28 protein-coding genes are annotated in these 25,294 nt (G+C 72.8%); 10 read left to right on the top strand and 18 right to left on the bottom strand.

The window, feature by feature from the left end; translation table 11 throughout:
- Positions 1–18 precede the first annotated feature (18 nt).
- Both ACQP1N_RS08710 and ACQP1N_RS08705 read right to left on the bottom strand, forming a co-directional pair.
- A complete protein-coding gene (locus ACQP1N_RS08710) occupies positions 19–1,011 on the bottom strand; it encodes a CPBP family intramembrane glutamic endopeptidase (protein ID WP_131732998.1) in 993 nt (330 codons plus the stop codon).
- 400 nt (positions 1,012–1,411) lie between these two features.
- Positions 1,412–2,350, bottom strand: a complete 939-nt coding sequence (locus ACQP1N_RS08705; protein WP_067805129.1) for an HpcH/HpaI aldolase/citrate lyase family protein — start codon at positions 2,348–2,350, stop codon at positions 1,412–1,414.
- A 40-nt stretch (positions 2,351–2,390) separates the two neighbouring features.
- Between ACQP1N_RS08705 and ACQP1N_RS08700 the strand changes: the two genes are divergently transcribed.
- Positions 2,391–2,891: a hypothetical protein gene (locus tag ACQP1N_RS08700; protein WP_433230292.1), complete on the top strand. Its 501-nt coding sequence runs from the start codon at positions 2,391–2,393 to the stop codon at positions 2,889–2,891.
- A 1-nt stretch (position 2,892) separates the two neighbouring features.
- Here the strand turns inward: ACQP1N_RS08700 and ACQP1N_RS08695 are convergent, their stop codons facing one another.
- The gene (locus ACQP1N_RS08695; RefSeq protein WP_067805122.1) at positions 2,893–3,798 is read right to left on the bottom strand and encodes an RNA polymerase sigma-70 factor; all 906 of its coding nucleotides are present in this window, start codon (positions 3,796–3,798) and stop codon (positions 2,893–2,895) included.
- 152 nt (positions 3,799–3,950) lie between these two features.
- Here ACQP1N_RS08695 and ACQP1N_RS08690 point away from each other — a divergent pair, with 152 nt between their 5' ends.
- Together ACQP1N_RS08690 and ACQP1N_RS08685 are read left to right on the top strand one after the other, a co-directional pair.
- The gene (locus tag ACQP1N_RS08690) at positions 3,951–5,249 is read left to right on the top strand and encodes a magnesium transporter MgtE N-terminal domain-containing protein (protein ID WP_067805120.1); all 1,299 of its coding nucleotides are present in this window, start codon (positions 3,951–3,953) and stop codon (positions 5,247–5,249) included.
- A gap of 14 nt (positions 5,250–5,263) precedes the next feature.
- On the top strand, positions 5,264–5,743 hold the full coding sequence (locus ACQP1N_RS08685) for a DUF1003 domain-containing protein (protein WP_207394226.1): 480 nt from the start codon (positions 5,264–5,266) through the stop codon (positions 5,741–5,743).
- On the opposite strand, the gene ACQP1N_RS08680 is transcribed toward ACQP1N_RS08685, so the two are convergent.
- Positions 5,740–6,195 (bottom strand): MarR family winged helix-turn-helix transcriptional regulator, encoded by a 456-nt coding sequence (locus tag ACQP1N_RS08680; protein WP_084263372.1) that lies wholly within the window; start codon positions 6,193–6,195, stop codon positions 5,740–5,742. The genes ACQP1N_RS08685 and ACQP1N_RS08680 overlap by 4 nt on opposite strands.
- Before the next feature lie 109 nt (positions 6,196–6,304).
- Between ACQP1N_RS08680 and ACQP1N_RS08675 the strand changes: the two genes are divergently transcribed.
- Positions 6,305–7,444 (top strand): Mrp/NBP35 family ATP-binding protein, encoded by a 1,140-nt coding sequence (locus ACQP1N_RS08675; protein ID WP_067805114.1) that lies wholly within the window; start codon positions 6,305–6,307, stop codon positions 7,442–7,444.
- A gap of 54 nt (positions 7,445–7,498) precedes the next feature.
- Here ACQP1N_RS08675 and ACQP1N_RS08670 read toward each other — a convergent pair whose 3' ends face one another.
- The 5 genes from ACQP1N_RS08670 to sigE form a co-directional block, all read right to left on the bottom strand.
- Positions 7,499–7,855 carry a sec-independent translocase gene (locus ACQP1N_RS08670; protein WP_067805111.1) on the bottom strand — a complete coding sequence of 119 codons (357 nt, stop codon included), beginning with the start codon at positions 7,853–7,855 and terminating at the stop codon, positions 7,499–7,501.
- Between the two features lie 99 nt (positions 7,856–7,954).
- Positions 7,955–9,730 carry a S1C family serine protease gene (locus tag ACQP1N_RS08665; protein ID WP_433230284.1) on the bottom strand — a complete coding sequence of 592 codons (1,776 nt, stop codon included), beginning with the start codon at positions 9,728–9,730 and terminating at the stop codon, positions 7,955–7,957.
- 101 nt (positions 9,731–9,831) lie between these two features.
- The gene (locus tag ACQP1N_RS08660) at positions 9,832–10,935 is read right to left on the bottom strand and encodes a MucB/RseB C-terminal domain-containing protein (protein WP_433230281.1); all 1,104 of its coding nucleotides are present in this window, start codon (positions 10,933–10,935) and stop codon (positions 9,832–9,834) included.
- Positions 10,936–10,970: 35 nt separating this feature from the next.
- Positions 10,971–11,603, bottom strand: a complete 633-nt coding sequence (locus ACQP1N_RS08655; RefSeq protein WP_067804822.1) for an anti-sigma factor family protein — start codon at positions 11,601–11,603, stop codon at positions 10,971–10,973.
- Positions 11,604–11,666: 63 nt separating this feature from the next.
- Positions 11,667–12,410, bottom strand: a complete 744-nt coding sequence (gene sigE, locus ACQP1N_RS08650) for an RNA polymerase sigma factor SigE (protein ID WP_207394223.1) — start codon at positions 12,408–12,410, stop codon at positions 11,667–11,669.
- A 173-nt stretch (positions 12,411–12,583) separates the two neighbouring features.
- Between sigE and ACQP1N_RS08645 the strand changes: the two genes are divergently transcribed.
- Positions 12,584–13,249 carry an O-methyltransferase gene (locus ACQP1N_RS08645; RefSeq protein ID WP_067804827.1) on the top strand — a complete coding sequence of 222 codons (666 nt, stop codon included), beginning with the start codon at positions 12,584–12,586 and terminating at the stop codon, positions 13,247–13,249.
- A gap of 3 nt (positions 13,250–13,252) precedes the next feature.
- Positions 13,253–13,894, top strand: a complete 642-nt coding sequence (locus tag ACQP1N_RS08640; RefSeq protein ID WP_067804830.1) for a hypothetical protein — start codon at positions 13,253–13,255, stop codon at positions 13,892–13,894.
- On the opposite strand, the gene ACQP1N_RS08635 is transcribed toward ACQP1N_RS08640, so the two are convergent.
- Both ACQP1N_RS08635 and ACQP1N_RS08630 read right to left on the bottom strand, forming a co-directional pair.
- Positions 13,895–15,355, bottom strand: a complete 1,461-nt coding sequence (locus ACQP1N_RS08635; protein ID WP_067804835.1) for a leucyl aminopeptidase — start codon at positions 15,353–15,355, stop codon at positions 13,895–13,897.
- A 101-nt stretch (positions 15,356–15,456) separates the two neighbouring features.
- Positions 15,457–15,624 carry a DUF3117 domain-containing protein gene (locus tag ACQP1N_RS08630; RefSeq protein ID WP_083946426.1) on the bottom strand — a complete coding sequence of 56 codons (168 nt, stop codon included), beginning with the start codon at positions 15,622–15,624 and terminating at the stop codon, positions 15,457–15,459.
- A 178-nt stretch (positions 15,625–15,802) separates the two neighbouring features.
- Between ACQP1N_RS08630 and ACQP1N_RS08625 the strand changes: the two genes are divergently transcribed.
- Entirely contained in the window at positions 15,803–16,588 is a 786-nt protein-coding gene (locus ACQP1N_RS08625) for an enoyl-CoA hydratase-related protein (protein ID WP_067804838.1), read from the top strand.
- A gap of 16 nt (positions 16,589–16,604) precedes the next feature.
- Here ACQP1N_RS08625 and ACQP1N_RS08620 read toward each other — a convergent pair whose 3' ends face one another.
- The 3 genes from ACQP1N_RS08620 to ACQP1N_RS08610 are packed head-to-tail and all read right to left on the bottom strand — an operon-like array spanning position 16,605 to position 18,039.
- The gene (locus tag ACQP1N_RS08620) at positions 16,605–17,171 is read right to left on the bottom strand and encodes a DNA-3-methyladenine glycosylase I (RefSeq protein WP_067804841.1); all 567 of its coding nucleotides are present in this window, start codon (positions 17,169–17,171) and stop codon (positions 16,605–16,607) included.
- A 14-nt stretch (positions 17,172–17,185) separates the two neighbouring features.
- A complete protein-coding gene (locus ACQP1N_RS08615) occupies positions 17,186–17,614 on the bottom strand; it encodes an SRPBCC family protein (RefSeq protein WP_433230276.1) in 429 nt (142 codons plus the stop codon).
- Positions 17,611–18,039, bottom strand: coding sequence for a hypothetical protein (locus ACQP1N_RS08610; protein WP_131732992.1), 429 nt, complete (start codon positions 18,037–18,039; stop codon positions 17,611–17,613). Before ACQP1N_RS08610 ends, ACQP1N_RS08615 begins: the two co-directional genes overlap by 4 nt.
- Positions 18,040–18,104: 65 nt before the next feature.
- On the opposite strand from ACQP1N_RS08610, the gene ACQP1N_RS08605 reads away from it, so the two are divergent.
- Positions 18,105–18,422, top strand: a complete 318-nt coding sequence (locus ACQP1N_RS08605) for a hypothetical protein (RefSeq protein WP_067804854.1) — start codon at positions 18,105–18,107, stop codon at positions 18,420–18,422.
- A 28-nt stretch (positions 18,423–18,450) separates the two neighbouring features.
- On the opposite strand, the gene iolD is transcribed toward ACQP1N_RS08605, so the two are convergent.
- From iolD to ACQP1N_RS08590, 3 genes are all read right to left on the bottom strand, one after another.
- Positions 18,451–20,307 carry a 3D-(3,5/4)-trihydroxycyclohexane-1,2-dione acylhydrolase (decyclizing) gene (gene iolD / locus ACQP1N_RS08600; protein WP_433230273.1) on the bottom strand — a complete coding sequence of 619 codons (1,857 nt, stop codon included), beginning with the start codon at positions 20,305–20,307 and terminating at the stop codon, positions 18,451–18,453.
- Complete coding sequence (locus tag ACQP1N_RS08595; RefSeq protein ID WP_433230271.1) at positions 20,304–21,137, bottom strand: inositol monophosphatase family protein; 834 nt, start codon at positions 21,135–21,137, stop codon at positions 20,304–20,306. Before ACQP1N_RS08595 ends, iolD begins: the two co-directional genes overlap by 4 nt.
- A gap of 63 nt (positions 21,138–21,200) precedes the next feature.
- Positions 21,201–21,674: a CBS domain-containing protein gene (locus tag ACQP1N_RS08590; protein ID WP_433230269.1), complete on the bottom strand. Its 474-nt coding sequence runs from the start codon at positions 21,672–21,674 to the stop codon at positions 21,201–21,203.
- 99 nt (positions 21,675–21,773) lie between these two features.
- Here ACQP1N_RS08590 and ACQP1N_RS08585 point away from each other — a divergent pair, with 99 nt between their 5' ends.
- Both ACQP1N_RS08585 and ACQP1N_RS08580 read left to right on the top strand, forming a co-directional pair.
- Complete coding sequence (locus tag ACQP1N_RS08585; protein ID WP_067804866.1) at positions 21,774–22,793, top strand: SDR family oxidoreductase; 1,020 nt, start codon at positions 21,774–21,776, stop codon at positions 22,791–22,793.
- Positions 22,794–22,827: 34 nt separating this feature from the next.
- The gene (locus ACQP1N_RS08580) at positions 22,828–24,636 is read left to right on the top strand and encodes a thiamine pyrophosphate-requiring protein (protein WP_433230266.1); all 1,809 of its coding nucleotides are present in this window, start codon (positions 22,828–22,830) and stop codon (positions 24,634–24,636) included.
- 44 nt (positions 24,637–24,680) lie between these two features.
- On the opposite strand, the gene ACQP1N_RS08575 is transcribed toward ACQP1N_RS08580, so the two are convergent.
- Positions 24,681–25,283, bottom strand: a complete 603-nt coding sequence (locus ACQP1N_RS08575) for a TIGR00730 family Rossman fold protein (protein WP_242609029.1) — start codon at positions 25,281–25,283, stop codon at positions 24,681–24,683.
- Positions 25,284–25,294: the final 11 nt, after the last annotated feature.

Here is a 25,294-nt window from a genome sequence, read left to right as displayed (position 1 = left end):
GGGCCCATGACACCGGGCCTATGACACCGGGACCGGCCCGGGTGCCTCGGCCGGCGCGTCGTGCCCGGCCGTGACGTTCCGGAGCCGCATGCGCCGTGCGAGCCAGACGACCGCCAGCGCGTAGAGGAGCATCGGGATCACGTCGGCGGCCACGGCCTGCCACGGCACACTGCCCTGCTCCATGTCCAGTTTGCCGACCGCGGCCGGGAGGAGGAACGCCATCAGGTTGTTGAACACGTGCAGCGCGATGCTGGACTCCAGCCCGCCCGTCCGCACGGCCAGCCACGCCGCGATGGCGCCGAACAGGAAGATGTCGAGGATCCCCCAGCTGGTGTAGCCGTGCCCGGCCGTGAACAGCGCGGACCCGACCACGATGCCGGGCCAGGGCGTGCGGAACACGGTGCTGAACGCTCTTCCGACCCGTCCCCTCGCGTTCTCCAGCGTGCAGGCGCCCACGGCCTGGAGCAGCCAGCCGCGGAAGACGTACTCCTCGGCCGCCGCCTGGAACGGCACCAGCAGGACGATCACGATCGCGGGGGCCAGGAACCTCCCCCACCCGACCCAGTGCTCGGCACCGCTCGACTGCTCGTCCAGCGCGAGGGCCGCCACGATCGACGTCCCGTACGACACGACGCAGAACAGGACCGCCAGGCCGGAGCACACCAGCATCCAGCGCCACCGCAGCCGTCCCTCGACCGACGACAGCGTGCCCGGCCGGCGCCGCTGGACGAGCCACGCCACGCCCAGCGCCACCGGCAGGAACAGCGCGAGCGAGCCCAGGTTGAACGCGAGGTCGGCCGTCTTGTTCCCGAAGATCGAGTCGACGCCCGTCCCGGTGTCGGGGGCGTCGCCGGTGACCACCGCCTGGACGATCGCCCCGACGAGCATCAGCAGGATCGCCAGCCCCATCCCGATGACGAGGATCGCCAGGCTCCCCACCAGCGGCCGCCACCACCGGTGCGCCTCATTGCGCGCCACCTGGTGGAACGGCCGCCCCTCCGGAAGTTCCACCGTCCGAGCCCGCTTGACCGGGGGCCCCGCCCCGTAAAGGCCGGGTTCCCACCCCTGCGGATACCCCGGCGCCCCCTCCCAGTACGGCGTCCCCGGCACATGTCCGGCCGCGACCCCGTACCCCTCGTACTGCCGCGGCCATCCGGAGGGCTGCTGCGGAGCATACGGATTGCCCGGGTCGGACGGCCGGCCGTCACCGGACGGCCATGCCGGGTTCGGCGGCCGGGGCCGATCTGCGGCCTGGGCCGCTTCTTCGGGCCGCCGCGGGGAGTGCGGCCCGCCGGGGCCGGACGGCGGGAGGCCCGGGTCCGGGGGCGTCCAGCCGTTACTCTCCGCTGGTTCTGACACCGCTGACCCCTCCCCGTGAACCGTCGCTTACCAGGACGAATCGTAGGGTGCGTCAGTTCCCCGGCGGTTCGAAGCGCTTCGTGCGGGCCAGGCCGGCGGCGCGGCCCTTGGCGGCGATGACGAGAGCCATCTTGCGGGACGCCTCGTCGATCATCTCGTCGTCGAGCCGGGCGGCGCCGCGGCCGTAGCGGAGGGAGTCGTCGTAGGCGTCGAGGATCAGCTCGGCGCGGTCGTAGTCCTCCTGGGACGGGGAGAACACCGCGTTCCCCGCCTCGATCTGGGACGGGTGCAGGACCCACTTGCCGTCGTAGCCGAGGGCGGCGGAGCGCTGCGCGACGCGGGTGAAGGCGTCCACGTCGCGGATGTTGAAGTAGGGCCCGTCGATGGCCTGCAGGTCGTTGGCGCGGGCGGCGATCAGGATGCGCATCAGGATGTGGTGGTAGGCGTCCCCCTCGGTGTAACCGGGCGGCTGCTCACCGACGACGAGGGTCTTCATGTTGAGGGACGCCATGAGGTCGCCCGGTCCGAGGACGAGGGCCTCCAGCCGGGGCGAGGACGCGGCGATCGCGTCGACGTGGACCATGCCGCGGGCGTCCTCGATCTGCGCCTCGATGCCGATGCCGCCGACGGGCAGGCCCATCGCCCGCTCGATCTGGGTCAGCAGCCGGTCCAGCCACTGGACGTGGGTGGCGTCCGCCACCTTGGGCAGCATGATCGCGTCCAGGCGCGCGCCGGCGCCCTCGACGACCTCGATCACGTCCCGGTAGGCCCAGCGCGTGTCCAGGTCGTTGACGCGCACCACCCTGGTCTTGCCGGACCAGTCGCCGTCGTTGAGCGCGGCGACGACGGTCTTGCGGGCGTCCTCCTTGGCGGACGGCGCCACAGCGTCCTCCAGGTCGAGGAAGATCTCGTCGGCCGGGAGGCCCTGCGCCTTCTCAATGAAGCGTGGACTGCTGCCCGGGACCGCGAGGGTGGTACGTCGAGAACGCATGGCCGGATGCTATCCACTCGGGTGTGAGATCCTCCGGGATATGGGGTTGAACAGGGCGCTGGTGGAGGAAGCGGCCAAGAAATCGGGCCTGCTGTGGCTGGATCTGCCCGGCCTGCCGCAGCCGCGGGCCGCCTGGCATGTGTGGTACGACGGCTCGGCCTACGTGCTGACCGGCGGCGAGGGCGAGCAGCCGCTGCCGGGGCTGGCCGAGTCCGCGCACGTGACGGTGATCATCCGCAGCAAGGACAAGGGCGGGCGGCTCATCTCCTTCGTCGCCGACGCCGAGGTGGTGCGGCCCGGCTCCGAGCTGTGGGACGCCGTGACGCCGCTGCTCGCGAAGGAGCGCCTGAACGCCCGCGCCCACGAGGGCCAGGTGGACAGGTGGACGACCGAGTCGTGGATCGTCCGGCTGACCCCGGCGGACGAGATCGTGGAGGCGGAGGACGGGTACGCGACCGTCCGCCCGGTCCCGACGCCGGCGACGACCGCCGGCGCGCCGCCGCGCATGTTCGGCGGCAAACGCCGGCAGGCCGACCGGTAGGTCACATCGGGAGCCGGCGGCCTTCGGAGACGGAGCGGAGCTTGTCCGGGTTGGCGACCAGGTGGATGGCCAGGACCCGGCCGGAGGCGTCGACGTCCGCGGTGATGGTGCTGATCGGGCCGTTCGGGCCGTCCAGGACGAGGGCGGGTTCGCCGTTGATGTCGACGCGCCGGACGCCCATGTCGGCGGGCTCGACGCCCTTGTAGGGGCGGCCGTGGACCGCGGCGAGCCAGCGGCCGACCTTGTCGGCGCCGAAGATCGCCCGGCGGGGCGCCTTGACCTTGCCGCCGCCGTCCGTCCACAGCGCGACGTCCGGGGCGAGGACCTCCATGAGCCGGTTGATGTCGCCGCCGAGCATGGCGTCCAGGAACCGCTCGGTCGCGGCGCGCCGCTCGGCGCCGCCGGCCTCGAAGCGGGGACGCCGCGCCTCCACGTGCTTGCGGGCCCGGGTGCCGAGCTGACGCACGGACGCCTCCGAGCGGTCCAGCGCCCGCGCGATCTCCGCGTAGGGGTAGCCGAAGACCTCCTTGAGGACGAAGACGGCCCGTTCGAGCGGGCTCAGCGTCTCCAGGACGACCATCATCGCCATCGACACCGATTCCGACAGTTCGGCGTCCTCGGCGATGTCCGGGGAGGTCAGCATCGGCTCCGGCAGCCACGGCCCCACGTACGTCTCGCGCCGCGCCTGCGCCGACCGCAGCCGGTCGAGCGCGACATTGGTGGTGATCCGGACGAGATACGCCTTGGGCTCGGCCACGCCGGACCGGTCGCCCGACGACCAGCGCAGCCAGGCGTCCTGCACGGCGTCCTCGGCGTCGGCCACCGTGCCGAGCATGCGGTAGGCCACCGAGAACAGCAGGTTCCGGTGCTCCTCGAAGACGTCCGTCATCGTCGTCAACCCTTTCATGCCCTCTTAGACGAGACCGGCGCAGGAGATGTGACATGACCGGCGTTCCCGGCGGGCGGTGCGGGGGCGTCCCCCGGACAGCGATGCCCGAAGAGTCCGATGTGACATGCCGGGTCCGGGTTGGCGGAGCGATCATGGGTACTGTCCTGGCCATGAGCGGAGCTCCGACACGGGTGTTCACCGCCCGGCTCGCGGGCGTCGCGGTGTTCGATCCGGCCGGTGACCAGGTCGGCAGGGTCCGCGATGTCGTGGTCGCGCTGCGGCTGGTGCCGCGACCGCCGCGGGTGCTCGGGCTGGTGGTGGAGGTCGCGTCACGGCGTGCGGTGTTCCTGCCGATCACGCGGGTGACGGTGATCGAGGCGGACGCGATCGTCTTCGACGGGCGGCTCAACGTGCGCAGGTTCCAGAAACGCGAGTCGGAGACGCTGGTCATCGCCGAGGTGCTGGACCGGACCGTCCGGTTGCGCGACTCGGGCGAACCGGTCTCCGTCGTGGACGTGGCGATGGAGCCGACCCGCACCCGGGACTGGCTGGTCACCAAGGTCGCCGTCCGCCGCCGGACGGGACGCGGCCTGCGCAAACGCGGGGAGAGCCTGGTCGTCGACTGGGAGGCCGTCGAGGGGTTCTCCGCCGTCGAGCACGGGCAGGGCGCCGCCGGGCTGATCGCCGCGTTCGAGCGGATGAAACCCGCCGACCTCGCCAACATCGTCCACGAACTGCCGGAGAAGCGGCGCACGGAGGTCGCGGTCGCGCTGGACGACGAGCGGCTCGCCGACGTCCTGGAGGAACTGCCCGAGGACGACCAGATCGAGATCCTCGGCAAGCTGGACGTGGACCGGGCCGCCGACGTGCTGGAGGCGATGGGCCCCGACGACGCCGCCGACCTGCTCGGCGAGTTGCCGGCCGAACAGCGGGAGCGGCTGCTGACGCTGATGGAACCGCGGGAGGCGGCGCCCTTGCGCAGGCTGCTCACCTACCCCGACCACTCGGCGGGCGGGCTGATGACCACCGATCCGTTGGTCGTCCCGCCGGACGCGACGGTCGCCGAGGCGCTCGCGCTGATCCGCCGGCCCGACCTGAACCCGGCACTCGCCGCGCAGGTGTACGTGTGCCGGCCGCCGACCGCGACACCGACCGGCCATTACCTCGGCACCGTCCACTTCCAGAGGCTGCTGCGCGAGCCGCCGCCGACGCTCGTCAGCGGCATCGTGGACACGGAACTGGACCCGCTGCGTCCCACACTGTCGCTGCAAGGGGTCGCGAGGTACCTGGCCACCTACAACCTGGTCGCGGGCGCCGTCGTGGACGAGAACGGGCATCTGCTCGGCTCGGTGACGATCGACGACGTCCTCGACCATCTGCTGCCCGAGGACTGGCGGGAGACCGCGATGGACACGAGCGCCGAGTGGCCCGCCGATCCCGAGGAAGAAGCCCTGCGGGGGACGACATGATGACGACACGCCCGATGACCGCGCGCCTGGACCAGCCGCGGGAGATCCGCCGCACGCTGCTGCCCCGGATCCACTACGACCCCGACTCGTTCGGACGGCTGTCGGAGCGGATCGCGCGGTTCCTGGGGACGGGCCGCTTCATCGTCTACATGACCGTGTTCGTCACGGTGTGGCTCGGCTGGAACGTGTTCGCCCCGCCGTTCCTGCGGTTCGACCCGTACCCGTTCATCTTCCTGACGCTGATGCTGTCGCTCCAGGCGTCCTACGCGGCACCGCTGATCCTGCTCGCGCAGAACCGGCAGGACGACCGGGACCGCGTCCAGTACGAGCAGGACCGGACCCGCAGCGACCGCAGCATCGCCGACACCGAGTACCTGACCCGGGAGATCGCCGGGCTGCGGATCGCGCTGAGCGAGGTCGTCACCCGCGACTTCCTGCGCTCCGAGCTCCAGCAGATCATCAAAGAACAGGACGCGAAGGAGCACCTCCCCTAGGCGGGGATCTTCTCGTCGGCGAGCTTGTCCAGGATGTGCCCGAGGGCGCGCAGGTCGGACTCGTCCAGGCGGCTGAGCACGTAGTCCTGGACACCCTGCCGGTAGGTGGGGGTGGCGGCGGCGAGCAGGTCCCGCCCGGCGGCCGTGAGGACCGCGTACAGGCCGCGGGCGTCGTCCGCGCAGGACTGCCTGCTCACCAGCCCGTCGCGCTGCATCCGGTCGACGAGCCTGGTCAGGCCGCTGCGCGACAGCAGGACGCGGTCGGCGAGGTCGTTCATCCGCAGCCGCCCGCCCGGTACCTCGCCGAGGTGCGTGAGGACGTCGTAGGCGCCGAGCGCGAGGCCGTGCCGGGCCAGCAGGTCGGCCTGGAGGCGGCGGGAGATCCGCGCCTGCGCCCGCAGCATCGTCCGCCAGACGACCAGCTCGGCGGCCGAGAGGGTACCGCTAGTCACGGACCGATCGTACGGCGGGCCGGTGCCGGGCGCGATGGAGACGCACCCGGCATGTGAGGCCCGACACCCTGATTGGCAGGTGAGGGCTTCGGGTCCATACCATGGGCGTATGGCCTCCCAGTTGACGACCGAGCGGGTGACCGAGGCTCTCGCCACGGTGAACGATCCTGAGATCCACAAGCCCATCACCGAGCTCGACATGGTCAAGCACATCGACATCGAGGCGGACGGCACCGTCCGCGTCGGCGTCTACCTGACCGTGGCCGGATGTCCGATGAAGGACACCATCACCAAACGCGTCACGGAGGCCGTCTCCGAACTCGACGGCGTCACCTCGGTGCACGTCGAGCTGGACGTGATGAGCGAGGAGCAGCGCAAGAACCTGCAGACCAAGCTGCGCGGCGGGCAGCCGGCCAAGGAGATCCCGTTCGCCAAGCCGAACTCGCTGACCAAGGTGTACGCGGTGGCGAGCGGCAAGGGCGGTGTCGGCAAGTCGTCGGTGACCGTCAACCTGGCCGCCGTGCTGGCCGCGCAGGGCCGCAAGGTCGGCGTCGTGGACGCCGACATCTACGGCCACTCGGTGCCGCGGATGCTGGGCGTGGACAGCGCGCCCACCAAGGTCGAAGACATGATCATGCCGCCGTCCGCGCACGGGGTGAAGGTGATCTCGGTCGGCATGTTCACCGCCGGGAACCAGCCGGTCGTGTGGCGCGGGCCGATGCTGCACCGCGCGCTGCAGCAGTTCCTCTCCGACGTCTACTGGGGCGACCTCGACATCCTGCTGATGGACCTGCCGCCGGGCACCGGCGACATCGCGATCTCCGTCGCGCAGTTGCTGCCGTCCGCGGAGATCCTCGTCGTGACGACCCCGCAGCAGGCCGCCGCGGAGGTCGCCGAGCGGGCCGGCGCGATCGCGGCGCAGACCCACCAGCAGGTCGTCGGCGTCATCGAGAACATGTCGTACCTGGCGTGCCCGCACTGCGGCGAGCAGCAGCACATCTTCGGTGAGGGCGGCGGCCAGACGGTCGCGGACGCGCTGACGCGGACGCTCGGCACCCGCGTGCCCATGCTCGGCCAGGTGCAGATCGACCCGCGCCTGCGCGAGGGCGGCGACAACGGCGTCCCGCTGGTGCTCGCCGACCCCGACGCCGGCGCCGCCAAGGAGCTGCGCACCATCGCCGACAGGCTCGCCGGCCGCAGCCGCGGCCTCGCCGGCATGTCCCTCGGCATCACCCCCAAGGGCCGCTGACACACGACGGGAAAGGCCCCGCCGGACGCCGGCGGGGCCTTTTCTCGTGTGCGCTCAGGTCGCCTCGGTGTCGAAGGGCGGGCGTTCGCCGTGGTCGAGGGTGGGGGCGTAGGACGGGGTGTGGGACGGCTCGTCGTCGAACAGGCCGGATCCGTTCCTGGCCTGGTAGGTGTCGTCGTCCTCCAGCAGGTGCTTGCGGACGAACGTCTTCGGGTTGAGGTCGTTGATGTCGAAGTCCTTGAACTCCGGCCCGAGCCCCTCCTGCAGGTCCGCCTTGGCGCTGTCGGCCATCTGGCGGAACTGCCGCAGCATCCGTCCCGCCTGCCCCGCGGCCTGCGGCAGCTTGTCCCCGAAGATGACCAGGGCGAGGACGACGAGCACCGCCATCTCACCGAGTCCGACGTCGAACACCCGTCCTCCACAAGCAGCCAGGGGGCCGGCCCTTAGCGGGCCGGTCCCCCTCAGCGTATCCCCAGCCGGGATGAACCCGGCCTGAACATCCGTGCCGGCTTAGTCGGCGCCCAGCGTCACCTGGGCGGTGCTCTCCTTGCCGTTCCGCTCGTAGGTGATCGTGACCCGGTCGCCGGGGGCGCGGCTGCGGATCTGCGCGATCAGGTCGGTGGCGTCCTCGATCGGCTTGTCGTTCACCTTGGTGATCACGTCGCCGGGCTTGAGGCCCGCCTTGTCGGCCGGGCCGCCCTTGGTCACCGGGTCCTGCCCGTTGACCGGCTGCGGCATGATCCGGGCGCCGCCCTGCTGGTAGCGGGGGTCGGGCAGCACGCCGAGCTTGGCCTTGCGGACGCTACCGGTGCGGATGATCTCCTGGGCGACCCGCTGGCCCTGGTTGATCGGGATGGCGAAGCCGAGGCCGATGCTGCCGCTCTGCGTCTCGCCGTTCAGCGACTGGCCGCCGAGCGTCGCGATCGCGGTGTTGATGCCGATCACGCGGCCCTGCGCGTCCACCAGCGGTCCGCCCGAGTTGCCGGGGTTGATCGCCGCGTCGGTCTGGATCGCGTTGAGGTAGGACGCGTCGGCGCCGCCCTCGCCCCGCGTCGGCACGGCCCGGTTCAGCGAGCTGACGATGCCGGTGGTGACCGAGCCCTGCAGGCCGAGCGGGGAACCGATCGCGATCACCGGGTCGCCGACGGCGATCTTGCTGGAGTCGCCGACCGGCAGCGGCGGCAGCGAGTGCTGGCCCTCCGGCTTGAGCACCGCGACGTCCGAGCTCGGGTCGGCGCCCTTCACGGTCGCGGGCAGCGTCTTCTTGTCGTTGAAGACGATCTGGATCTGCCCGCCGCCGGCACCGGCCACCACGTGGTTGTTGGTGACGACGTAGCCGCCGTTGACGATGAAGCCGGTCCCGCCGACCTCGCCCTGCGCGGACTGCACGCGGATCATGACGACGCTCGGCAGCACCCGCTGCGCGACGCCGGCGACCGAGTCCGGTGGGCGGGCCTGCACCTTGGTGTCGCTGCTGTTGCTGCCGCCGAGGCTCACCGAGCCGCCGCCGTCGTCGTCGTTGGTCGCGATGACGCCGATCCCGGCGCCGACCGCGCCCGCCACGAGCGCGACGATCAGCGCGATGACGGCGAGGAGCCCGAGGCCCGGGCCGCCGCGCGAGGCGGGCGGCATCGCCGGGACGGGCGCCCAGTTGGGCCCGGCGCCGCCGGGCGGCATCCCGTAGCCGGCCATCGGGCGCGGCCCAGGACCGCCGAGCGGCGGCCCCATCGGCGCCGGCGGCGGCCCCATCGGCGGCCTCCCGCCCGCGGGCGGCGGCGGGCCCTGGTGGGACTGCTGCGGCCAGCCGCCGTACGGCCCGCCCGGCGCGGGCGGCGGCTCCTGGCCGTGCGGGACGAACCCGGGCCGCGGCCGGTCGTCGGCGACGGGCTTGTCGAGCTGGACGGGCGGCGGGGGCGGCGGCATGTCGCGCGGCGGCGCGTCCTGCAGCGGCACCTCCTGCGGCCCCATGTCGCTGGGGGCCGCGTGGGAGAGCACGTCCTCGCTGGTGTCCGGCGGGTTCCCGAGCGGGCCGTCCGGCGGCGCGAAGCCCCCGGCCACCAGGCGGTCGCCGTCGCGGCCGGGCTCGGGCTCCGGGTCGTCCGCGGCGGCGCCGGCCGCCGGCCGCGCCGCGGGCTCGGGGTCGTCCGCCGATCGGTCCAGCGGGATCTCCTGGTCGGTCACCGTCTCGGGAGGAGCCGCCGCCTCCTGCCGTTCAGGCTCCCGGCCGGAGGCGACCTCGTCGTCCTCCGACGGCGCCTTGACCGGCCCGCGGTTGTCTTCCGTCATCCCCATCTCTCCTACCGAGCATGGTCCTCATCATCCGTGCCCATGCTGCCCCGTGAGGCATGTGGCGAGCATAAGAGCTTAGAGGACACGATCATCCAGGGTCAGTCGAACGGGTTCACCTTGCCCGCGAGGCGGCGGGCGCCGCGGGTCAGGCGCCTCCCGAACGGCTCGGAGCCGCGCGGCATGTTCATCGCGACGGCCTCGGCCGTGCTCTGCGGCGCGTCGGTCAGCACCGTGTAGACGTAGCCCTTCCCGGCGGACACGGCCCAGCGCCGCAGGGACTCGCGGCGGTACACCGTCCGGCCCCCGCGGACGGTCTTCCGCCAGCCGGCCATCCCGCGCTCGTCCAGCGTACCGCGCTGCACGAACACCGACACGGCGGCGAGGCCGTCGGAGTAGCTGAGGTGGACGGCGCCGCCGCCCCTCTCCCGCCGGACGTCGTAGAGGGTGAGCCGCCCCGGCAGAACCTCCGGGAGGGGCCAGCCGCGGCCGCGGAGCCCGGCGATCCCGGCACCGTCCAGCCGCTCCCCCCACGCGCTCTCGGCCGTCTCCGGTCCGGCGGTCTGCACGGGGTCGCCGACGCTGGAGCCGGGGAAGCGGAGGAGACCGCCGCGGGGCGGGGCGACCGGGACCGGCTCCGCCGCCGGCACGGTGAAGCTGATCTCGCTGAACCCGGTGACGATCACCGGGTGGCCGGTGGCGTCGATCAGCTCCCGGTGCAGCATCAGGCCGGTCTCCTGGTCGAGCCAGAAACGTCCGGCGGGACTGCCGTCCGCGCGGCGCGCCTCCACGACACGGGCCCGCCGGCCGCAGATCGCCGTGTCCGGCCCGCGGACCACCGCGTAGTTGCGGGTCAGCAGCGCGAGGGTCCGCGCGGTGAAGCCGGTGGTGCCGCCGGCGGCGGTCTCCGGCCGGTAGCCGGCCCCGCCGGCGGCCGACCGGTACCGGATGCCCTCACCGGGCCGGTGTGTCACGGTGACCTCGGATGTGGCGGACTTGCTGTGGTTCCACGTGGTGAGAAAGCGCCGGCCCTCGTAGGGGACGCGGCGGGCGGCGTCGGTGGCGGCGTGCAGCAGGCCGACGGCGGCCGGGTCGCTGCGGAGCCGGCGGACGGCGGCCGGGTCGCCGGACAGCAGCCCGGCCAGCGCCAGCGCACCCGCGAGCGCGCCGGCCAGGACGGCGCAGCGCCGTCCGTGCCCTTTCACGCGACGCCGCCTCACGTGGATCGCGGCCGGCGCGGTCACGGCCCCGGGGAGACCTTGACCTGGTACACCGGGTCGGTGAGCGGGTCGGTCACCGGCGCGTCACCGGAGTTCAGCGCGTGCTCGACGGCGAACCGGTCGAAGGCGGGGGTGACGGTCGGCGCGTCCTGCCGGCCGCCCGCGACGTAGGAGGCGGTGCCAAGGCCGAGGAACAGGGTGGCGGCGCCGACGACCAGGTAGCGGCGGCGTGGATGCGGCTGGACGGCGACGGCGCGGCCGGGCGGGCGGTTGCCGCGCGGATGCCCGGCACGCGGATGCCCGGCGCGCGGCGTCCGGACGGGACGGGCCGGTGATCGAAGCGGCCGGGCGGATTGCGGGGGCGGCGCGCCGGCGGGCGCCCCCCGCGGCGGGGCACCGGCGGACGCGAGCGGTTCGGCGGACGCGGGCAGGGACCGCAGCCGGGTCAGGAAGTCGGGGGTGGGAAGATCGTCGGTGCCGTCCGTGACGGGAAGCTCGGACAGGCCCCGCAGGCGCCCCTTGAGCCGGCGCAGCACGGCGACCTCGTCCCTGCAGCGGGCGCACCCGGCGAGATGGGCGAGCACGCGGTCGCGCTCCTCATGGCCCAGCTCACCGTCGACCAGCGCGGTCAGACGCTCCCCCAGACAACTCACGCCGCCTCCGTCGTTTCCGTTCGGTCCGGCGCGCGGTCCCGCCCGCGCGCGTTGAGGAAAGCTTTACACGCCGTCCGGCTGCGGCAGTGCGCCGCCCGCCGCGCGCAGGCCCCCCGCCCGCGCCACCGTCTCGCCCTCCTCGGCGGCGTTCAGCGCCTCGGCCGCCCGGTGTTCGTTCCTGGTGCCGGGCCGGCGCCGGGTGGGCGCGCGGTGCTCCAGCGCGGCGCGCAACTGCGCCCGTCCCCGGTGGATGCGGCTGCGCACGGTTCCGAGCTTGACGCCGAGCGTCGCCGAGATCTCCTCGTAGGACAGGCCCTCGATGTCGCACAGCACCACGGCCGCGCGGTACTCGGGGGCCAGCGCGTCGAGGGCGGCCTGCACGTCGGCGTCGAAGTTGCTGTCGTCGAACGCCTGCGCCGGGGTCGGCTCGCGGCCCTGGAGGCGTTCGGCGGCGTCGTCGGCGAGCCCTTCGAAACGGATCCGCTGGCGCCGCCGCGCCATGTCGAGGAACAGGTTCGTGGTGATGCGGTGCAACCAGCCCTCGAACGTCCCGGGCGTGTAGTTCGACAGCGAGCGGAACACGCGGACGAAGACCTCCTGGGTGAGGTCCTCGGCGTCGTGCTGGTTACCGGTCAGCCGGTAGGCGAGCCGGTAGACGCGTGCGGAGTGCTCTCGGACGACCTCGTCCCACGACGGTGGTGCCCACTCGGCCTCGGGGGCGTTCTCGCGGGTGCGCGCGGCATTACCGAGGCCCTGCCTGGGGCCGACCCCCACAGCGCTTCTGAAACTCAGTGCTGCGACTCCCATGGTGCCGGGCTGTTCCTCTCTCCTGAGCCAAGGTTCTCGCCTTGGAACGGCACGGTCTCGCCTGGGCTGGGGCGGTTCTGGACCGACTCGGTGCTTGCGTCACTCACCCTTCCGTTGGTTACAACGCGCTGAAACTCCAGTCGGTTCCCTGTCAACGATATGGTCTTTCCAGCATGAGGCAGCGGGGGTCCCGCAAGGAGGCAGCCATCGACGCCATTCAGGCCACCCGGGCCTATGTGGAGGATTTCCTCCCCGAAGACGAGCCGCTCCTGGCCGCCAGGCGGCGCGGCGAGGAGGTCGGGGCGACGCCGATCGGCGCCGCGGGCGGCGCGGCGCTGCGCTTCCTCGCGGCACTGATCGGCGCGCGGACGGTCGTGGAGGTCGGTTCCGGCTGCGGCGTGTCCGGCGTGTGGCTGATGCGCGGCATGCCCGCGGACGCGGTGCTGACGACCGTGGACATCGAGCCCGAGAACCAGCGGCTGGCGAAGCAGGCGTACCGGGAGGCGGGCCTGTCCGGCTTCCGCACCCGGATGATCAGCGGGCCGGCGCTGGAGGTGCTGCCCCGGCTCACCGACGGCGCCTACGACATGGTGTTCTGCGACGCGGCGAAGCGGGAGTACCCCGACTACCTGACGGCCGCGCTGCGGCTGCTGCGGCCCGGCGGCGTGGTCGCGTTCGACAACGCGCTGTGGCACGACCGGGTCGCCGACCCCGACCACCGCGACCCGGAGACCGAGGCGATCCGCGAGGTGCACCGGGTGATCCGCGAGGACGACCGGCTCGTCCCGCTGCTCGTCCCGGTCGGCGACGGCCTGCTCTGCGCGGTGAGGCGCGCCTGACCGATGCCCGGAGCGGAGCGCCGCCGGAGCGGAGGGCGGCGGCCCGGCGCGGAGGCGCGTGAGGTGTTCGCGGTGCGCAGCCGGGTGACGTGGCGCGGGGTCTGGCGGCTGGTGGCGTTCGTGATCCTGTTCGTCGCGTCGCTGGGGTTCATCGCGGGCGGCGCGGTGCGGGGCGCCGGTGTGGGAAGCGTCACGTTCATGGTGCTGGGGGTGGCGGGGCTCGTCCTGTTCGGTGCGGGCCTGCTCGTGTCGGCCGGTGGGATGCTGGCGCGCCGCCCCGTCCTGGAGCTGGACGCCGCCGGGGTGCGGCGCCCGGCGCGCTGGCCGCTGCCCCGCGCGTCCGGGCGTGCGCTGCCGTGGGACGAGGTGGCCGCGATCACGGCGCTGCGCCGCGGGGTGGCCGGCGCCCGCCGGGGCGAGCAGGACTACCTGGTGTTCCTGCCGTCCCCGGAACTGGCGGAGATGGCGCGCACGTCACGGCGGCCGGCGCTCGTGGCGCTGACGATGCGGGACGTGCCGTCCACCGCGGCTGCCGTCCCGTGGTGCTTCGCGGTGGAGCCGGGCTGGGACGCGACGCTCCCGCAGATCGTCAAGGAGGCCCGGCGGCGGCGCCGCGTCCCGGTGATCGACCGCCGGACGAAGTGATCAGGCCGTCAGCCAGTCGAGCAGGAGGCGGACGCCGAAGCCGGTGGCGCCGCGGGTGATCTCGGCGTCGTCGGCGGTGGCGCGTCCCGGACCGGCGATGTCGAGGTGCGCCCAGGCGCGGTCGCCGGCGAACTCGCGCAGGAACAGCGCCGCCGTGATGGAGCCGCCGCCGTAGCCGCCGCGCCCGATGTTGTTGATGTCGGCGACGTCGGAGTCGATCGCGGCGCGGTAGTCGGCCACGAGCGGGAGCCGCCAGACGGGCTCGCCCGCCACCGTCCCGGCCCGGGTCAGCGCGGCGGCGAGGGCGTCGTCGCTCGCGAACAGCGCCGCGTGCCGCAGGCCCAGCGCGACCTTGGCCGCGCCGGTGAGGGTGGCGATGTCCACGACCACGTCGGGGGCGAGTTCGGCGTCGGCGTAGGCGAGCGCGTCGGCGAGGACGAGCCGCCCTTCGGCGTCGGTGTTCAGCACCTCGGACGTCGTCCCGCCGAAGTGGGTGATCACGTCGCCGGGACGCATCGACGACCCGGACGGCATGTTCTCCGCCGCGGCGACGAGCCCGGTGACGCGGGCGCGGACGCCGAGACCGCGCAGCGCGCTCATCACGGCGATGACCGCGCCGCCGCCCGCCATGTCGGTCTTCATCGTCTTCATGTTGTCGTTCGGCTTCAGCGACAGGCCGCCGCTGTCGAACGTGATGCCCTTGCCGACGAGCACGACATGCCGGTCGGCGGGCTCATCGGGCGCGTAGGAGAGCTCGATCAGCCGGGGTGGCCTGGCGGAACCGCCGCCGACGGCCAGCAGGCCCCCGAAACCGCCCTCGATCAGCTCTTTTTCGCCGCGCACCCGGACGGTGAGCCCGGCGTCCTTCGCGACCTGCTCGGCCCGGCCCGCGAGCCAGGACGGGTCCTTCTCGCCGGACGGGGTGTTGGCCAGGTCGCGGGCCAGCGCGGTGGCCCGCGCCCGCGCGGTGCCCCGGTCGATCGCCGGGGCGTCCGCCCGCGGCCCGGCCTCGGTCAGCACCGCGAGGGTGCCGAGCGCCTTGCGGGCGGACGGGGCGCCGATCTTGAACTCGTAGGAGGCGAGCAGCGCGCCCTCGACGAACGCGGACAGGTCCCCGGCGGGGACGCCCGCGACGAGCGCCGTCCGGCCCCTGCCGCGGCGGGCCAGCGCGGCGCCGGCCCTGCGCAGGTCGGCCGGGGCCGCCTCGCCCACCCCGTACAGCAGCAGTTCCCGGACCCGGTCGCCGATCCGGACCTGGGTGGCGGTGATCTCTCCCGGTTCGCCCTTGGCCCTGTGCAGCGCCAGCAGCTCGTCCAGCGTGAACGGCAGCGATCCGGCGACCTCCGCCGCGGGGGCGACGGGGCCGGTGCGGACGGGGACCGCCACCACCTCGGCTCCGAGGTCGGCCGCAGTCTGCGAGACGGTGCCGCCGGCGCCGTGGACGCGGGTCTCGATGGGCATGGTGCCGATCCCCCTGACAGGACTTTTCTGGATAGGGAAATGGCAAGGGCCCCGGCGGCGTCGCCGGGACCGTCACCAACAAGCCGGGAGCGGTGGAGCCGTCAGCCCACAACGCCCTTGAGGGCCTCGCCGAGCTCCTTGGCCTCGTCGGCGGAGAGTTCGACCACGAGCCGGCCACCGCCTTCGAGGGGGACTCGCATGACGATTCCGCGTCCCTCCTTGGTCACTTCGAGCGGACCGTCTCCCGTCCGCGGCTTCATCGCCGCCATGCGTGCATCCCCTTCCTGAGTAGGGCCGCGGCCTGGCACACCATTGGCCGCGTGGCCGCGTGTCGCATCCGCGTCATCAGTAGTGGTCCATTATCTCGTCTTCCGGGCGCGAAGTGGTAACGATCAGCCTCCAGATCGGAAGATGGGAAGATCTGCGAAGAATTTCGAGAGGACGACGATGCCTGAGACCGTGCTGTACGACGTCACCGACAATGTGGGAACGATCACGCTGAACCGCCCGGACGGGATGAACTCGCTGACCGTCGAGATGAAGGAGCTGCTGCGCGCCACGGTCGTGCGCGCCGCCGCCGACCCGGCCGCCCGCGCGGTGATCCTCACCGGGGCGGGACGGGCGTTCTGCGCGGGGCAGGACCTGCGGGAGCACGCCGGCAACCTCGCCGCCGGACGGGGGCTGGACGACACGGTCCGCAAGCACTACAACCCCATCGTGCTGGCGCTCGCGGGGATGCGCAAGCCGGTGGTGGCGGCGGTGAACGGGGTGGCGGCGGGCGCGGGCGCGTCGCTGGCGTTCGCCTGCGACCTGATCGTCGCGTCCGACAGGGCCCGGTTCGCGACCGCGTTCACCGGCATCGGCCTCGCCCCCGACAGCGGCATGTCGTGGACGCTGCAGCGCCTGGTCGGCCGCGCGAAGGCCGCCGAGCTGCTGCTGCTCGGCGAGCCGGTGAAGGCGGAGCGGGCGCTGGAGATGGGGCTGGTGAACCGGGTCGTCCCGGCGGACGAGCTGGCCCCGGCGGCGGTGGAGCTGGCGCGGCGGCTCGCGGCCGGCCCGACGGTCTCCTACGGCGCGGTGAAGGCGGCGCTCGACCACGCGGCGACGCATGACCTGGCGTCCGCGCTCGAACGGGAGGCGGAGCTTCAGGACGAGTGCGAGAAGACCGGCGACCACCACAACGCGACCGAGGCGTTCCTGAAGAAGGAGCAGCCGGTCTTCGAGGGCCGCTAGGTTCTCGCCGACCCCGTCACTGGCGGAAGGCACAGCCGGTCAGGTGGTCGTTCACCAGGCCGCAGGCTTGCATCAGGGCGTAGGCCGTGGTGGGGCCCACGAAGCGGAAGCCGTGCTTCTTCAAGGTCTTGGAGAGGGCCTTGGAGGCGTCGGTGTAGGCGGGGACGTCGGCCGTGTCCGCGTGGGCGGGCGCGCCCGGGTCCGCGTAGTGCCAGGCGGTCGCGGCGAGACCGCCGGGGAGGTCGAGTGCGGCGCGGGCGTTGCCGATCGCCGCCTCGATCTTCGCCCGGTTGCGGACGATGGAGGCGTCGGCCATCAGCCGCTCGACGTCGTCCGGGCCGAACGCGGCGACCTTCTCCGGGTCGAAACCGTGGAAGGCGGCGCGGAAGTTCTCCCGTTTACGCAGGATCGTCAGCCACGACAGGCCGGACTGGAACGCCTCCAGGCAGAGCCGCTCGTAAAGCCCCTGGTCGTCGCGGACCGGGCGGCCCCACTCGTCGTCGTGGTAGGCGATGTAGTCGGGCGCCGACAGGGCCCACGGGCAGCGTGCCAGCCCGTCCTCGCCGAGGATCGCGGTGCTCACCCGGCCGTTCTACCTCACGCCTGCGACAGTGCGGCCAGCCGGCGGAGCCCCAGGGTCATGAACGCCCTCACGACCGGGCCCGCCGCAAGCCATCCGGCGCGGCCCAGGGGTCCCAGGGGAAGGTCTACGCGCTCCGCCCAGATGATGCGGCTGCCCGAGCCTTCGGGGACGACCTTGAACCACGCCTCACCGCGCACCACGCGGCCGGTGTGCCGGACGGCGACGCGGCGGCCGTCCCGCCAGTCGGTGATGATCATGGTGTCGAGGAAGCCGACCGGGCCGATGCCCGTCCGCGCCCGGAGTTCGTCGCCGGCCTTGTCGCCGCCTTCGGCGCTGGTGAACGGCATCCACTCGGCGTGGCGCGGCCAGTCGGTGAGGACGTCGAAGACGCGTTCGGCGGGGGCGCCGGACACCGCCTCGGCATGGACGGCGACATAGCTCACGAGTAGTCCTCCTTGGTGCGGGGTTCGTCCTCGCCTGGGACGGTCTCCTTGCGCAGGAGCACGCCGTGATCGGGCTCTTCGAGGCCGTGCAAGGCACCGATGGCCGGTTCCCTGTCCCCGACGCGCTTGCGGAGATCGTGCAATTGCCGTTCAAGGTCGGCCACGCGGGCGTCACGCTCGTACAAGGCCACGGTAAGGCGGTGTACGGCCTCGTCCGTCACCTGCATCTGGTAGCCCCAGATCGTCGCGGGGAACCGCGGCCGGGAGCCCTCCGGCCCCAGCACGGGACGGCCTTCGTCGTCCACCTGGAGCGGCGGATAGTCGGGATGGGTCTCGGCAAGCTCGCCGCCACGGCCTATGGCGAGGACGACGACGGCGCCCAGCACGGCCACGCCGGCCAGGACGAGCACCACGACCACCATCACGCTCCGATCTCCCGCGTCCCCCTGAAGGACGATCCCCTGACTCCGATCGTGCCACGCTTGGCGGCATGGGGATGCAAGAGTGGATGGTCCTTCCACCGGACGCGCCGGTTCCGGACGGTGCCGTGGACGCGGGCACGGCGCCCCCCGCGAGCCGGGTGGAACGGCTCGCCGCCTCCGGGGGCACCGTGCTCGTCACGCTGGAGACGGACGCGCGGGAGCCCGATCCCGGGCTGCTCGCCGCCGCGTCCGTCTACGCGTGGCTGGGGGTCGCACTGTTCCGCGTGCCGGAGTCGCAGGCGGACGCGATGCGCCAGGTGCTCGACATGGTGGCCTCCATCCGGGGCACCCGGCCACCGGCGGTCGCCCGCCGCGGCCTCGCCTGAACCGCGGGGCCGGCGCCAAGGTCAGGTCTCACAGGTGGCGGCGCTGCGTCTTCCTGTCGTCGTCGTAGCGGGCGCGGGCCTGCGCGGTGGGCCGCAGCGCCGACACCTCGGCGACGGGCACGTCCCACCATGCCTCGCTGCCGGGCGCGGGGACGAGCGGGTCGGTCTCCACGTGGACGACGGTGGTGCGCGGGGAGGTGATCGCCTTGCGCAGCGCGTCCCGGAACGTGCCGGCGTCCTCGGCGCGGAGCACGTCGGCGCCGAGGCTGGCGGCGTTCGCGGCCAGGTCCACGGGGAGGAGGTCGCCGTCCAGGCCGGTGGCGGTGCGGGCGCGGTACCGGGTGCCGAACCGCTGCGCGCCGACGCTCTCCGACAGGTTGCCGATGGACGCGTAGCCGTGGTTCTGGACGAGCACGACGATCAGCTTGACGCCCTCGGCGACGGCCGTGGCCAGCTCCTGCGCCATCATCAGGTACGAGCCGTCGCCGACGAGGACGAACACCTCGCGGTCGGGGGCGGCCATCTTCACGCCGAGGCCGCCGGCGATCTCGTACCCCATGCAGGAGTAGCCGTACTCGACGTGGTAGCCCTCGGGGTCGCGGGTCCGCCACAGTTTGTGCAGGTCGCCCGGCATGGACCCGGCCGCGCACACCACCACGTCCCGGGGGCCGGACTCCGCGTTGACGATCCCGATGATCTCCGCCTGCGCGGGCGGCCCGGCATGCCGCCCCCCGAACGCCTCGTCGACGACGGCGTTCCAGCGTCCGGTGAGTTCCCGGACCCGTTCTCGGTACGCGGCCGGGACGACGTGGCTCCCGAGGGCCGTGCCGAGAGCTCGGACGGCTTCCCTGGCGTCGGCCACGACCGGGATGCCGGCGAGCTTGACCGCGTCCGGGCGGGCCACGTTGATGTTGACGAAGCGGACGGACGGGCCGGCGAACAGGGAGTGGGAGGCGGTGGTGAAGTCGCTGTAGCGGGTGCCTATGCCGATGACGACGTCGGCGTCACGGGCGAGGGCGTTGGCGGCCGTGGTGCCGGTCGCTCCGATGGCGCCGGCCGCGCACGGGTGGTCCCACGGCAGGGCGCCCTTGCCCGCCTGGGTTTCGGCCACCGGGATGCCGGTCTGCTCGGCGAAGGCGCGCAGGTCGCCGGTGGCACGGGAGTAGATCACCCCGCCGCCCGCCACGATGAGGGGGCGCTCGGCGGCCCCGAGCACGGCGGCGGCGTCCCGCAGCGCGGCCGGTTCGGGCACGGGGCGGGGGATGCGCCAGACACGGCGGGCGAACAGTTCGTCCGGCCATTCGTACGCCTCGGCCTGCACGTCCTGGGGCAGCGCGAGGGTGACGGCGCCGGTTTCGGCCGGGTCGGTCAGGACGCGCATCGCCGCCAGCAGCGCGCTGGGCAGTTGCTCGGGACGGTTGATGCGGTCCCAGTACTTCGACACCGGCTTGAAGCAGTCGTTGACCGACACGTCGTAGGACCGGGCGTCCTCTAGCTCCTGCAAGACCGGGTTGGCGCGGCGGGTGGCGAAGATGTCGCCGGGCAGCAGCAGGACGGGCAGCCGGTTGATGGTGGCCAGTGCCGCACCGGTCACCATGTTGGTCGCGCCAGGGCCGATGGAGGTGGTGCAAGCGAAGGTGGACAGCCGGTCGTTCATCCGGGCGTAGCCGGACGCGGTGTGCACCATGGCCTGCTCGTTGCGGGCCATGTAGTAGGGGAAGTCGTCGGCGTGCTCCAGCAGGGCCTGGCCGAGACCGGCGACGTTGCCGTGCCCGAAGATGCCGAAACAGCCCGCGAAGAAGCGCCGCTCCTCACCGTCCCGCTCGCTGTGCTGCGCGGCCAGGAAACGGATCACCGCTTGCCCGGTGGTGAGCCTCGTGCTCATGCCCCGCTCCCCGCCGACGACAGGCCGATCACCTCGGTCATGACGGACCCGGCGAGGTCGAACCCGCCCACGCACGCCACATAGCCGGGGGCCTCGTGGTCGGGGGCACCGGGCCTGCCGCCGAGCGGCAGGTACGTCCCGCCCGCCTGCCGGACCAGCAGCAGGCCCGCGGCGAGGTCCCAGGTGTTGAGGCGCGGGTCGAAGGAGACGTCGGTCCAGCCGGCGGCGACGTGCGCGAGGGCGAGCGCGGCGCTGCCGGGCCTGCGCACCGTGGCGAACGCGTCCACCATCAGGCCGAAGCGCCGCAGCACCTCGTCCCGGTCGTCGCGCAGGTCGCGCGCGCTGGGGTAGGACGTGGCGACCACGGCGGTCTCGTCGCGGGCGGCGCCCCTGCTCTCGATCCGCTCGCCGTTGCAGGTCGCGCCGTCGAGCGACGCGCTGAACATCTCGTCCCGTACCGGGTCGTACACCACGCCCGCGACGACCTCACCGCCGGCGACGGCGCCGATGGACGTGCAGAAGAACGGCAGGCCGACGGCGAAGTTCGCGGTGCCGTCGATGGGATCGACGTACCAGCACAGGTCCCCGTCCGTCCCCTGCCGGCCGCCTTCCTCTCCGATGACGACGCAGCCGGGGGCGTGTTCGGCGAGCACCTCGCGGATCGTCTCCTCCGCCGCGTGGTCGTGCACGGTGACGGGGTCGTGGATGTCGTGCTTGAGGTCGACCTCGGGACGCGAGCGGAACCCCGTCCGCAGCAGGTCCCCCGTGGCGCGGGCGGCCAGCTCCGCGATCGCGGCCAGCTCCCGCGAGGCGGGGACATCGGCGTTCATGCGGCTCCTTCGATGACGGGCCGCCGGGCGGGTGCGGGCCGGCGGCGGCGGGCCGCCCGCGGGTCAGGCGTCGCCGGACGCCGGGAGAAGACGGGTCAGCAGGTGGACGGTGGTGATGACGCCGATCAGGGCGCCCTTCTCGGGGCGGTGTTCGTCGTCGGAGACGGCCACCACGGGGCTGCGGGCGTCGGCCATGAGGCTGGCGATCTCCATCACGGTGGCGTCGGGGCCGACGACGGGGAACGGTGTCCGCTCGTCCTCCAGCAGGTCGGTGACCGTGCGGTCGGCGAGCCTGGCGCAGAGGAGGTCGGCGTGACGCTCGTCGTAGACGCGGGCGAGGGTCGGATCGTCGCGGACGTGCGGCGGGACGATCCGGCCCAGCAGCCGCGAGGCGGGGATCACCGCGACCGCGCGCCGCCTGGCGTCCACGACGACGAGGCCGGGCAGCCCCTGGCCCGCCAGGAGCCGGGCGGCGTCCAGCGCGGAATCGGCCGGTGTCACTGTGGGGTACTCGACGGCGAGTTCACGGGCACGCACATCTCGACGGTATCCGAGGACGGCCCGGCCGCCCGCGTTACAGCGCCCTTGACACGGGCAGTGGGTCTCTGTCCCGGATCCAGATGCCGTGGGGGTGTGATGAAGCACAGGCTCGGTAAGGACAGCGTCGTCGTGCTGACGGGCGCCAGCGGCGGGATCGGCCGCACCGCCGCGGTGGCGTTCGCGAGACGCGGTGCCGCGATCGCGCTGCTGGCCCGTGGTGAGAAGGGCCTGGACGGAGCCGTCGCCGATGTGGAGGCGGCCGGCGGCCGCGCGCTCCCGATCGGCGTCGACATGGCCGACCGCGACCGGGTGGAGCAGGCCGCGCAGAAGGCCGAGGACGAGCTGGGCCCCATCGACGTGTGGGTGAACGTGGCGTTCTCCTCGGTGCTCGCACCGTTCTGGGAGATCGAGCCGGAGGAGTTCGAGCGCACCACCGACGTCACCTACCTCGGGTACGTGAACGGCACCCGCGCCGCGCTGAAGCGGATGATGCCGCGCGACCGCGGCGTGATCGTCCAGTGCGGGTCGGCGATGGCGTACCGGGGGATTCCGCTGCAGAGCGCCTACTGCGGCGCCAAGCACGCCCTCAAGGGTTTCCACGAGTCGCTGCGGACGGAACTGATGCACGAGGGCAGCGGCGTGAAGGTGACGATGGTGCAGATGCCGGCGGTGAACACCCCGCAGTTCGACTGGGTGCTCTCCCGGCTGGCGAAGCGGCCGCAGCCGGTGCCGCCCATCTACCAGCCGGAGATCGCGGCGAACGCGCTGCTGTACGCGGCCGAGCATCCCGCGCGCCGCGAGTACTGGGTCGGTGCCAGCTCGGTCGGCACGATCCTCGGCAACAGGGTCGCGGCCGGCCTGCTGGACCGCTATCTGGCCCGGACGGGCTTCGCGTCGCAGCACACCGACGAGGACGCGCGGCCCGGCCGTCCCGCGAACCTGTGGGAGCCCGCCGACGACACCTCCGATCACGGTGGCCACGGCCGGTTCGACGAGCGGGCGCACCGCACGAGCCCGCAGCTGTGGGCGGGGCAGCACAAGTACCTGGTGGGGGCCGCGACGGCCGGTGCCGCCGCGGGCGCGGCGGTGGGCGCCGCCAGGCTGCTGCGGCGCTGACGGGCGCGACGACATCACGACGAAGGAGAGACCAATGGCGCAGCAAGTTGCCGACTACGTTCTCCAGCGGCTGACCCAGTGGGGTGTGAAGCGGGTCTACGGGTACCCGGGCGACGGCATCAACGGGATGCTCGGCGCGTTCGACCGCGCCAAGGGGCGACCGGAGTTCATCCAGACGCGGCACGAGGAGATGGCCGCGTTCATGGCGTGCGGGCACGCGAAGTTCACCGGCGAGGTCGGCTGCTGCACGGCCACGTCCGGTCCGGGCGCGATCCACCTGCTGAACGGCCTGTACGACGCGAAGCTGGACCACCAGCCGGTCGTCGCGATCGTCGGGCAGCAGAAGCGGCTCTCGCAGGGCACGCACTACCAGCAGGAAGTGAACCTGGAGAACCTGTTCTCGGACGTGTCGGAGTACTGCCAGGTCGTCATGGAGCCGGGGCAGGCGCGGCATGTCATCGACCGGGCGTTCAAGACGGCGCTGACCACCCGGGGCGTCGCGACGATCATCATCCCGGAGGACGTCCAGGAGGCGGAGGCCGTCCCGTCACCGCCGAAGGAGCACGGCTCGGTGTACTCCAGCGTGGGGTGGAGCCGGCCGCGCGTCCTGCCGAACAAGGAGGAGCTGCACAAGGCGGCCCAGATCCTGAACGAGGGGCAGCGGGTCGCGATGCTGGTCGGCCAGGGTGCGGCGGACGCTCAGGCCGAGCTGGTCGAGACCGCCGAGCTGCTCGGCGCGGGGGCGGCGAAGGCGCTGCTCGGCCGCGAGGTGCTGCCGGACGACCTGCCGTTCGTCACCGGCCCGATCGGCCTGCTCGGCTCCAAGGCCAGCGATGAGATGATCATGAACTGCGACGTGCTGTTCATGATCGGGACGAGCTTCCCGTACGCGGAGTGGCTGCCGGACGAGGGCAGCTGCAAGGGCGTCGAGATCGACATCGACGGCCGCATGATCGGCATCCGCTACCCGATGGACGCGCACGTCGTCGGGGACGCCAAGGAGACGCTCCGCGAGCTGATCCCGCTGCTGGAGCGCAAGAAGGACCGTTCCTGGCGCGAGGAGATCGAGGAGAACGTCCGCACCTGGAACACGGTGATGCGCAAGCGCGCCGGGCAGAGCTTCGAGGGCAAGATCAACCCGCAGGCGGTGGCGCAGGAGGTGTCGCCGCTGCTGCCGGACGGCGCCATCCTCACCGCCGACTCGGGGTCCGCCACCAACTGGTGGGCGCGGCACGTCAAGCTCCGCGACGGGATGAAGGCGTCGCTGTCGGGGACGCTCGCCACGATGGGGCCCGGCGTCCCGTACGCGATCGCGGCGCGGTTCGCCTACCCGGACCGCCCGGTGATCGCGTTCGTCGGGGACGGCGCCTTCCAGATGAACGGCATGAACGAGATGCTCACCGTCAAACGCTACGCCGACCGGCTGGCCGGTTCCCCGCCGCTGGTCTTCGCGATCTTCAACAACCAGGACCTCAACCAGGTCACCTGGGAGCAGCGCGCGATGGGCGGCGACCCCAAGTTCGAGGGCTCGCAGCACATCCCCGACTTCCCGTACGCCGAGTTCGCCGAACTGTGCGGCCTCAAGGGCATCTACTGCGACAAGCCCAAGAAGGTCACCGACGCCTGGAAGGAGGCGCTCGCCGGCGACCGGCCCGTCATTCTGGAGTTCGTGGTGGACGACCAGATCGCCCCGATCCCGCCGCACATCATGAAGGAGCAGGCGAAGAAGGCGGTCAAGGCCGGTCTCAAGGACCCGCAGCGGGCCGGCATGGCGGCCCGCGGCTTCCGGCAGAAGCTCACCGAGATGTACGAGAACATGCCCGGCCGCAGGCACGAAGCCTGATCAGGGGGGCGGGCGCCGCCGGCCCGCGGTGGCCCGGCCGGCGGTCACAGTTCCGCCTCGGCGTAGTCCTCCGGGGAGAACCCGATGCGGGGCTGCGTCCGCTCCAGGAGGTCGAACGCCTCGGGGACGGAGGCCGTCCAGCCGATGGCGTCCCAGATCTTGGGGCGGGCGAAGCCCTGCTCGGTGAGGCCCTTCATCAGCTCGCGGAGCGGGCCGTACACGCCGGTCGGGTCGAGGATGACGATGGGCTTGTCGTGCATGGCGAGGACGCGGGCCGTCCACACCTCGAACAGCTCCTCCAGCGTGCCGATGCCGCCGGGCAGGATGAGGAACGCGTCGCTGCGCCGGTCCATCTCGCCCTTGCGGGTCCGCATGTCGGAGGTGACGATCAGCTCGTCGTTGTCCTCGTCGGCGATCTCGACGCTGACCAGGCCGTCGGGGATCACCCCGACGGTCCGGGCGCCGCCGGCCCGCGCGGCGCGGGCGACGGCGCCCATGCACGACACCTGGGCGCCGCCGCTGACCAGGCTGTGGCCGCGCCGGGCCAGCTCGGTGCCGACATCGGCGGCGAGGTCACGGTAGCGGCGGTCGATCTTGCCGCTGGACGAGCAGAACACGCAGACCGCGAGGGACTTGGGGGTCGTCACCGGGTCAATCT

The sequence above is a fragment of the Actinomadura formosensis genome (assembly GCF_050948385.1).
GTDB lineage: Bacteria > Actinomycetota > Actinomycetes > Streptosporangiales > Streptosporangiaceae > Spirillospora > Spirillospora formosensis.
This window is presented reverse-complemented; position numbering and strand designations above follow the sequence as displayed.

Bases quoted from the DNA above. Each gene is read 5' to 3' on its own strand.
- ACQP1N_RS08705 (WP_067805129.1), bottom strand. From the start codon at position 2,350: ATGCGTTCTCGACGTACCACCCTCGCGGTCCCGGGCAGCAGTCCACGC.
- ACQP1N_RS08700 (WP_433230292.1), top strand. From the start codon at position 2,391: ATGGGGTTGAACAGGGCGCTGGTGGAGGAAGCGGCCAAGAAATCGGGC.
- ACQP1N_RS08695 (WP_067805122.1), bottom strand. From the start codon at position 3,798: ATGAAAGGGTTGACGACGATGACGGACGTCTTCGAGGAGCACCGGAAC.
- ACQP1N_RS08690 (WP_067805120.1), top strand. From the start codon at position 3,951: ATGAGCGGAGCTCCGACACGGGTGTTCACCGCCCGGCTCGCGGGCGTC.
- ACQP1N_RS08685 (WP_207394226.1), top strand. From the start codon at position 5,264: ATGACCGCGCGCCTGGACCAGCCGCGGGAGATCCGCCGCACGCTGCTG.
- ACQP1N_RS08675 (WP_067805114.1), top strand. From the start codon at position 6,305: ATGGCCTCCCAGTTGACGACCGAGCGGGTGACCGAGGCTCTCGCCACG.
- ACQP1N_RS08665 (WP_433230284.1), bottom strand. From the start codon at position 9,730: ATGACGGAAGACAACCGCGGGCCGGTCAAGGCGCCGTCGGAGGACGAC.
- sigE (WP_207394223.1), bottom strand. From the start codon at position 12,410: ATGGGAGTCGCAGCACTGAGTTTCAGAAGCGCTGTGGGGGTCGGCCCC.
- ACQP1N_RS08645 (WP_067804827.1), top strand. From the start codon at position 12,584: ATGAGGCAGCGGGGGTCCCGCAAGGAGGCAGCCATCGACGCCATTCAG.
- ACQP1N_RS08640 (WP_067804830.1), top strand. From the start codon at position 13,253: ATGCCCGGAGCGGAGCGCCGCCGGAGCGGAGGGCGGCGGCCCGGCGCG.
- ACQP1N_RS08635 (WP_067804835.1), bottom strand. From the start codon at position 15,355: ATGCCCATCGAGACCCGCGTCCACGGCGCCGGCGGCACCGTCTCGCAG.
- ACQP1N_RS08630 (WP_083946426.1), bottom strand. From the start codon at position 15,624: ATGGCGGCGATGAAGCCGCGGACGGGAGACGGTCCGCTCGAAGTGACC.
- ACQP1N_RS08625 (WP_067804838.1), top strand. From the start codon at position 15,803: ATGCCTGAGACCGTGCTGTACGACGTCACCGACAATGTGGGAACGATC.
- ACQP1N_RS08605 (WP_067804854.1), top strand. From the start codon at position 18,105: ATGGGGATGCAAGAGTGGATGGTCCTTCCACCGGACGCGCCGGTTCCG.
- iolD (WP_433230273.1), bottom strand. From the start codon at position 20,307: ATGAGCACGAGGCTCACCACCGGGCAAGCGGTGATCCGTTTCCTGGCC.
- ACQP1N_RS08595 (WP_433230271.1), bottom strand. From the start codon at position 21,137: ATGAACGCCGATGTCCCCGCCTCGCGGGAGCTGGCCGCGATCGCGGAG.
- ACQP1N_RS08585 (WP_067804866.1), top strand. From the start codon at position 21,774: ATGAAGCACAGGCTCGGTAAGGACAGCGTCGTCGTGCTGACGGGCGCC.
- ACQP1N_RS08580 (WP_433230266.1), top strand. From the start codon at position 22,828: ATGGCGCAGCAAGTTGCCGACTACGTTCTCCAGCGGCTGACCCAGTGG.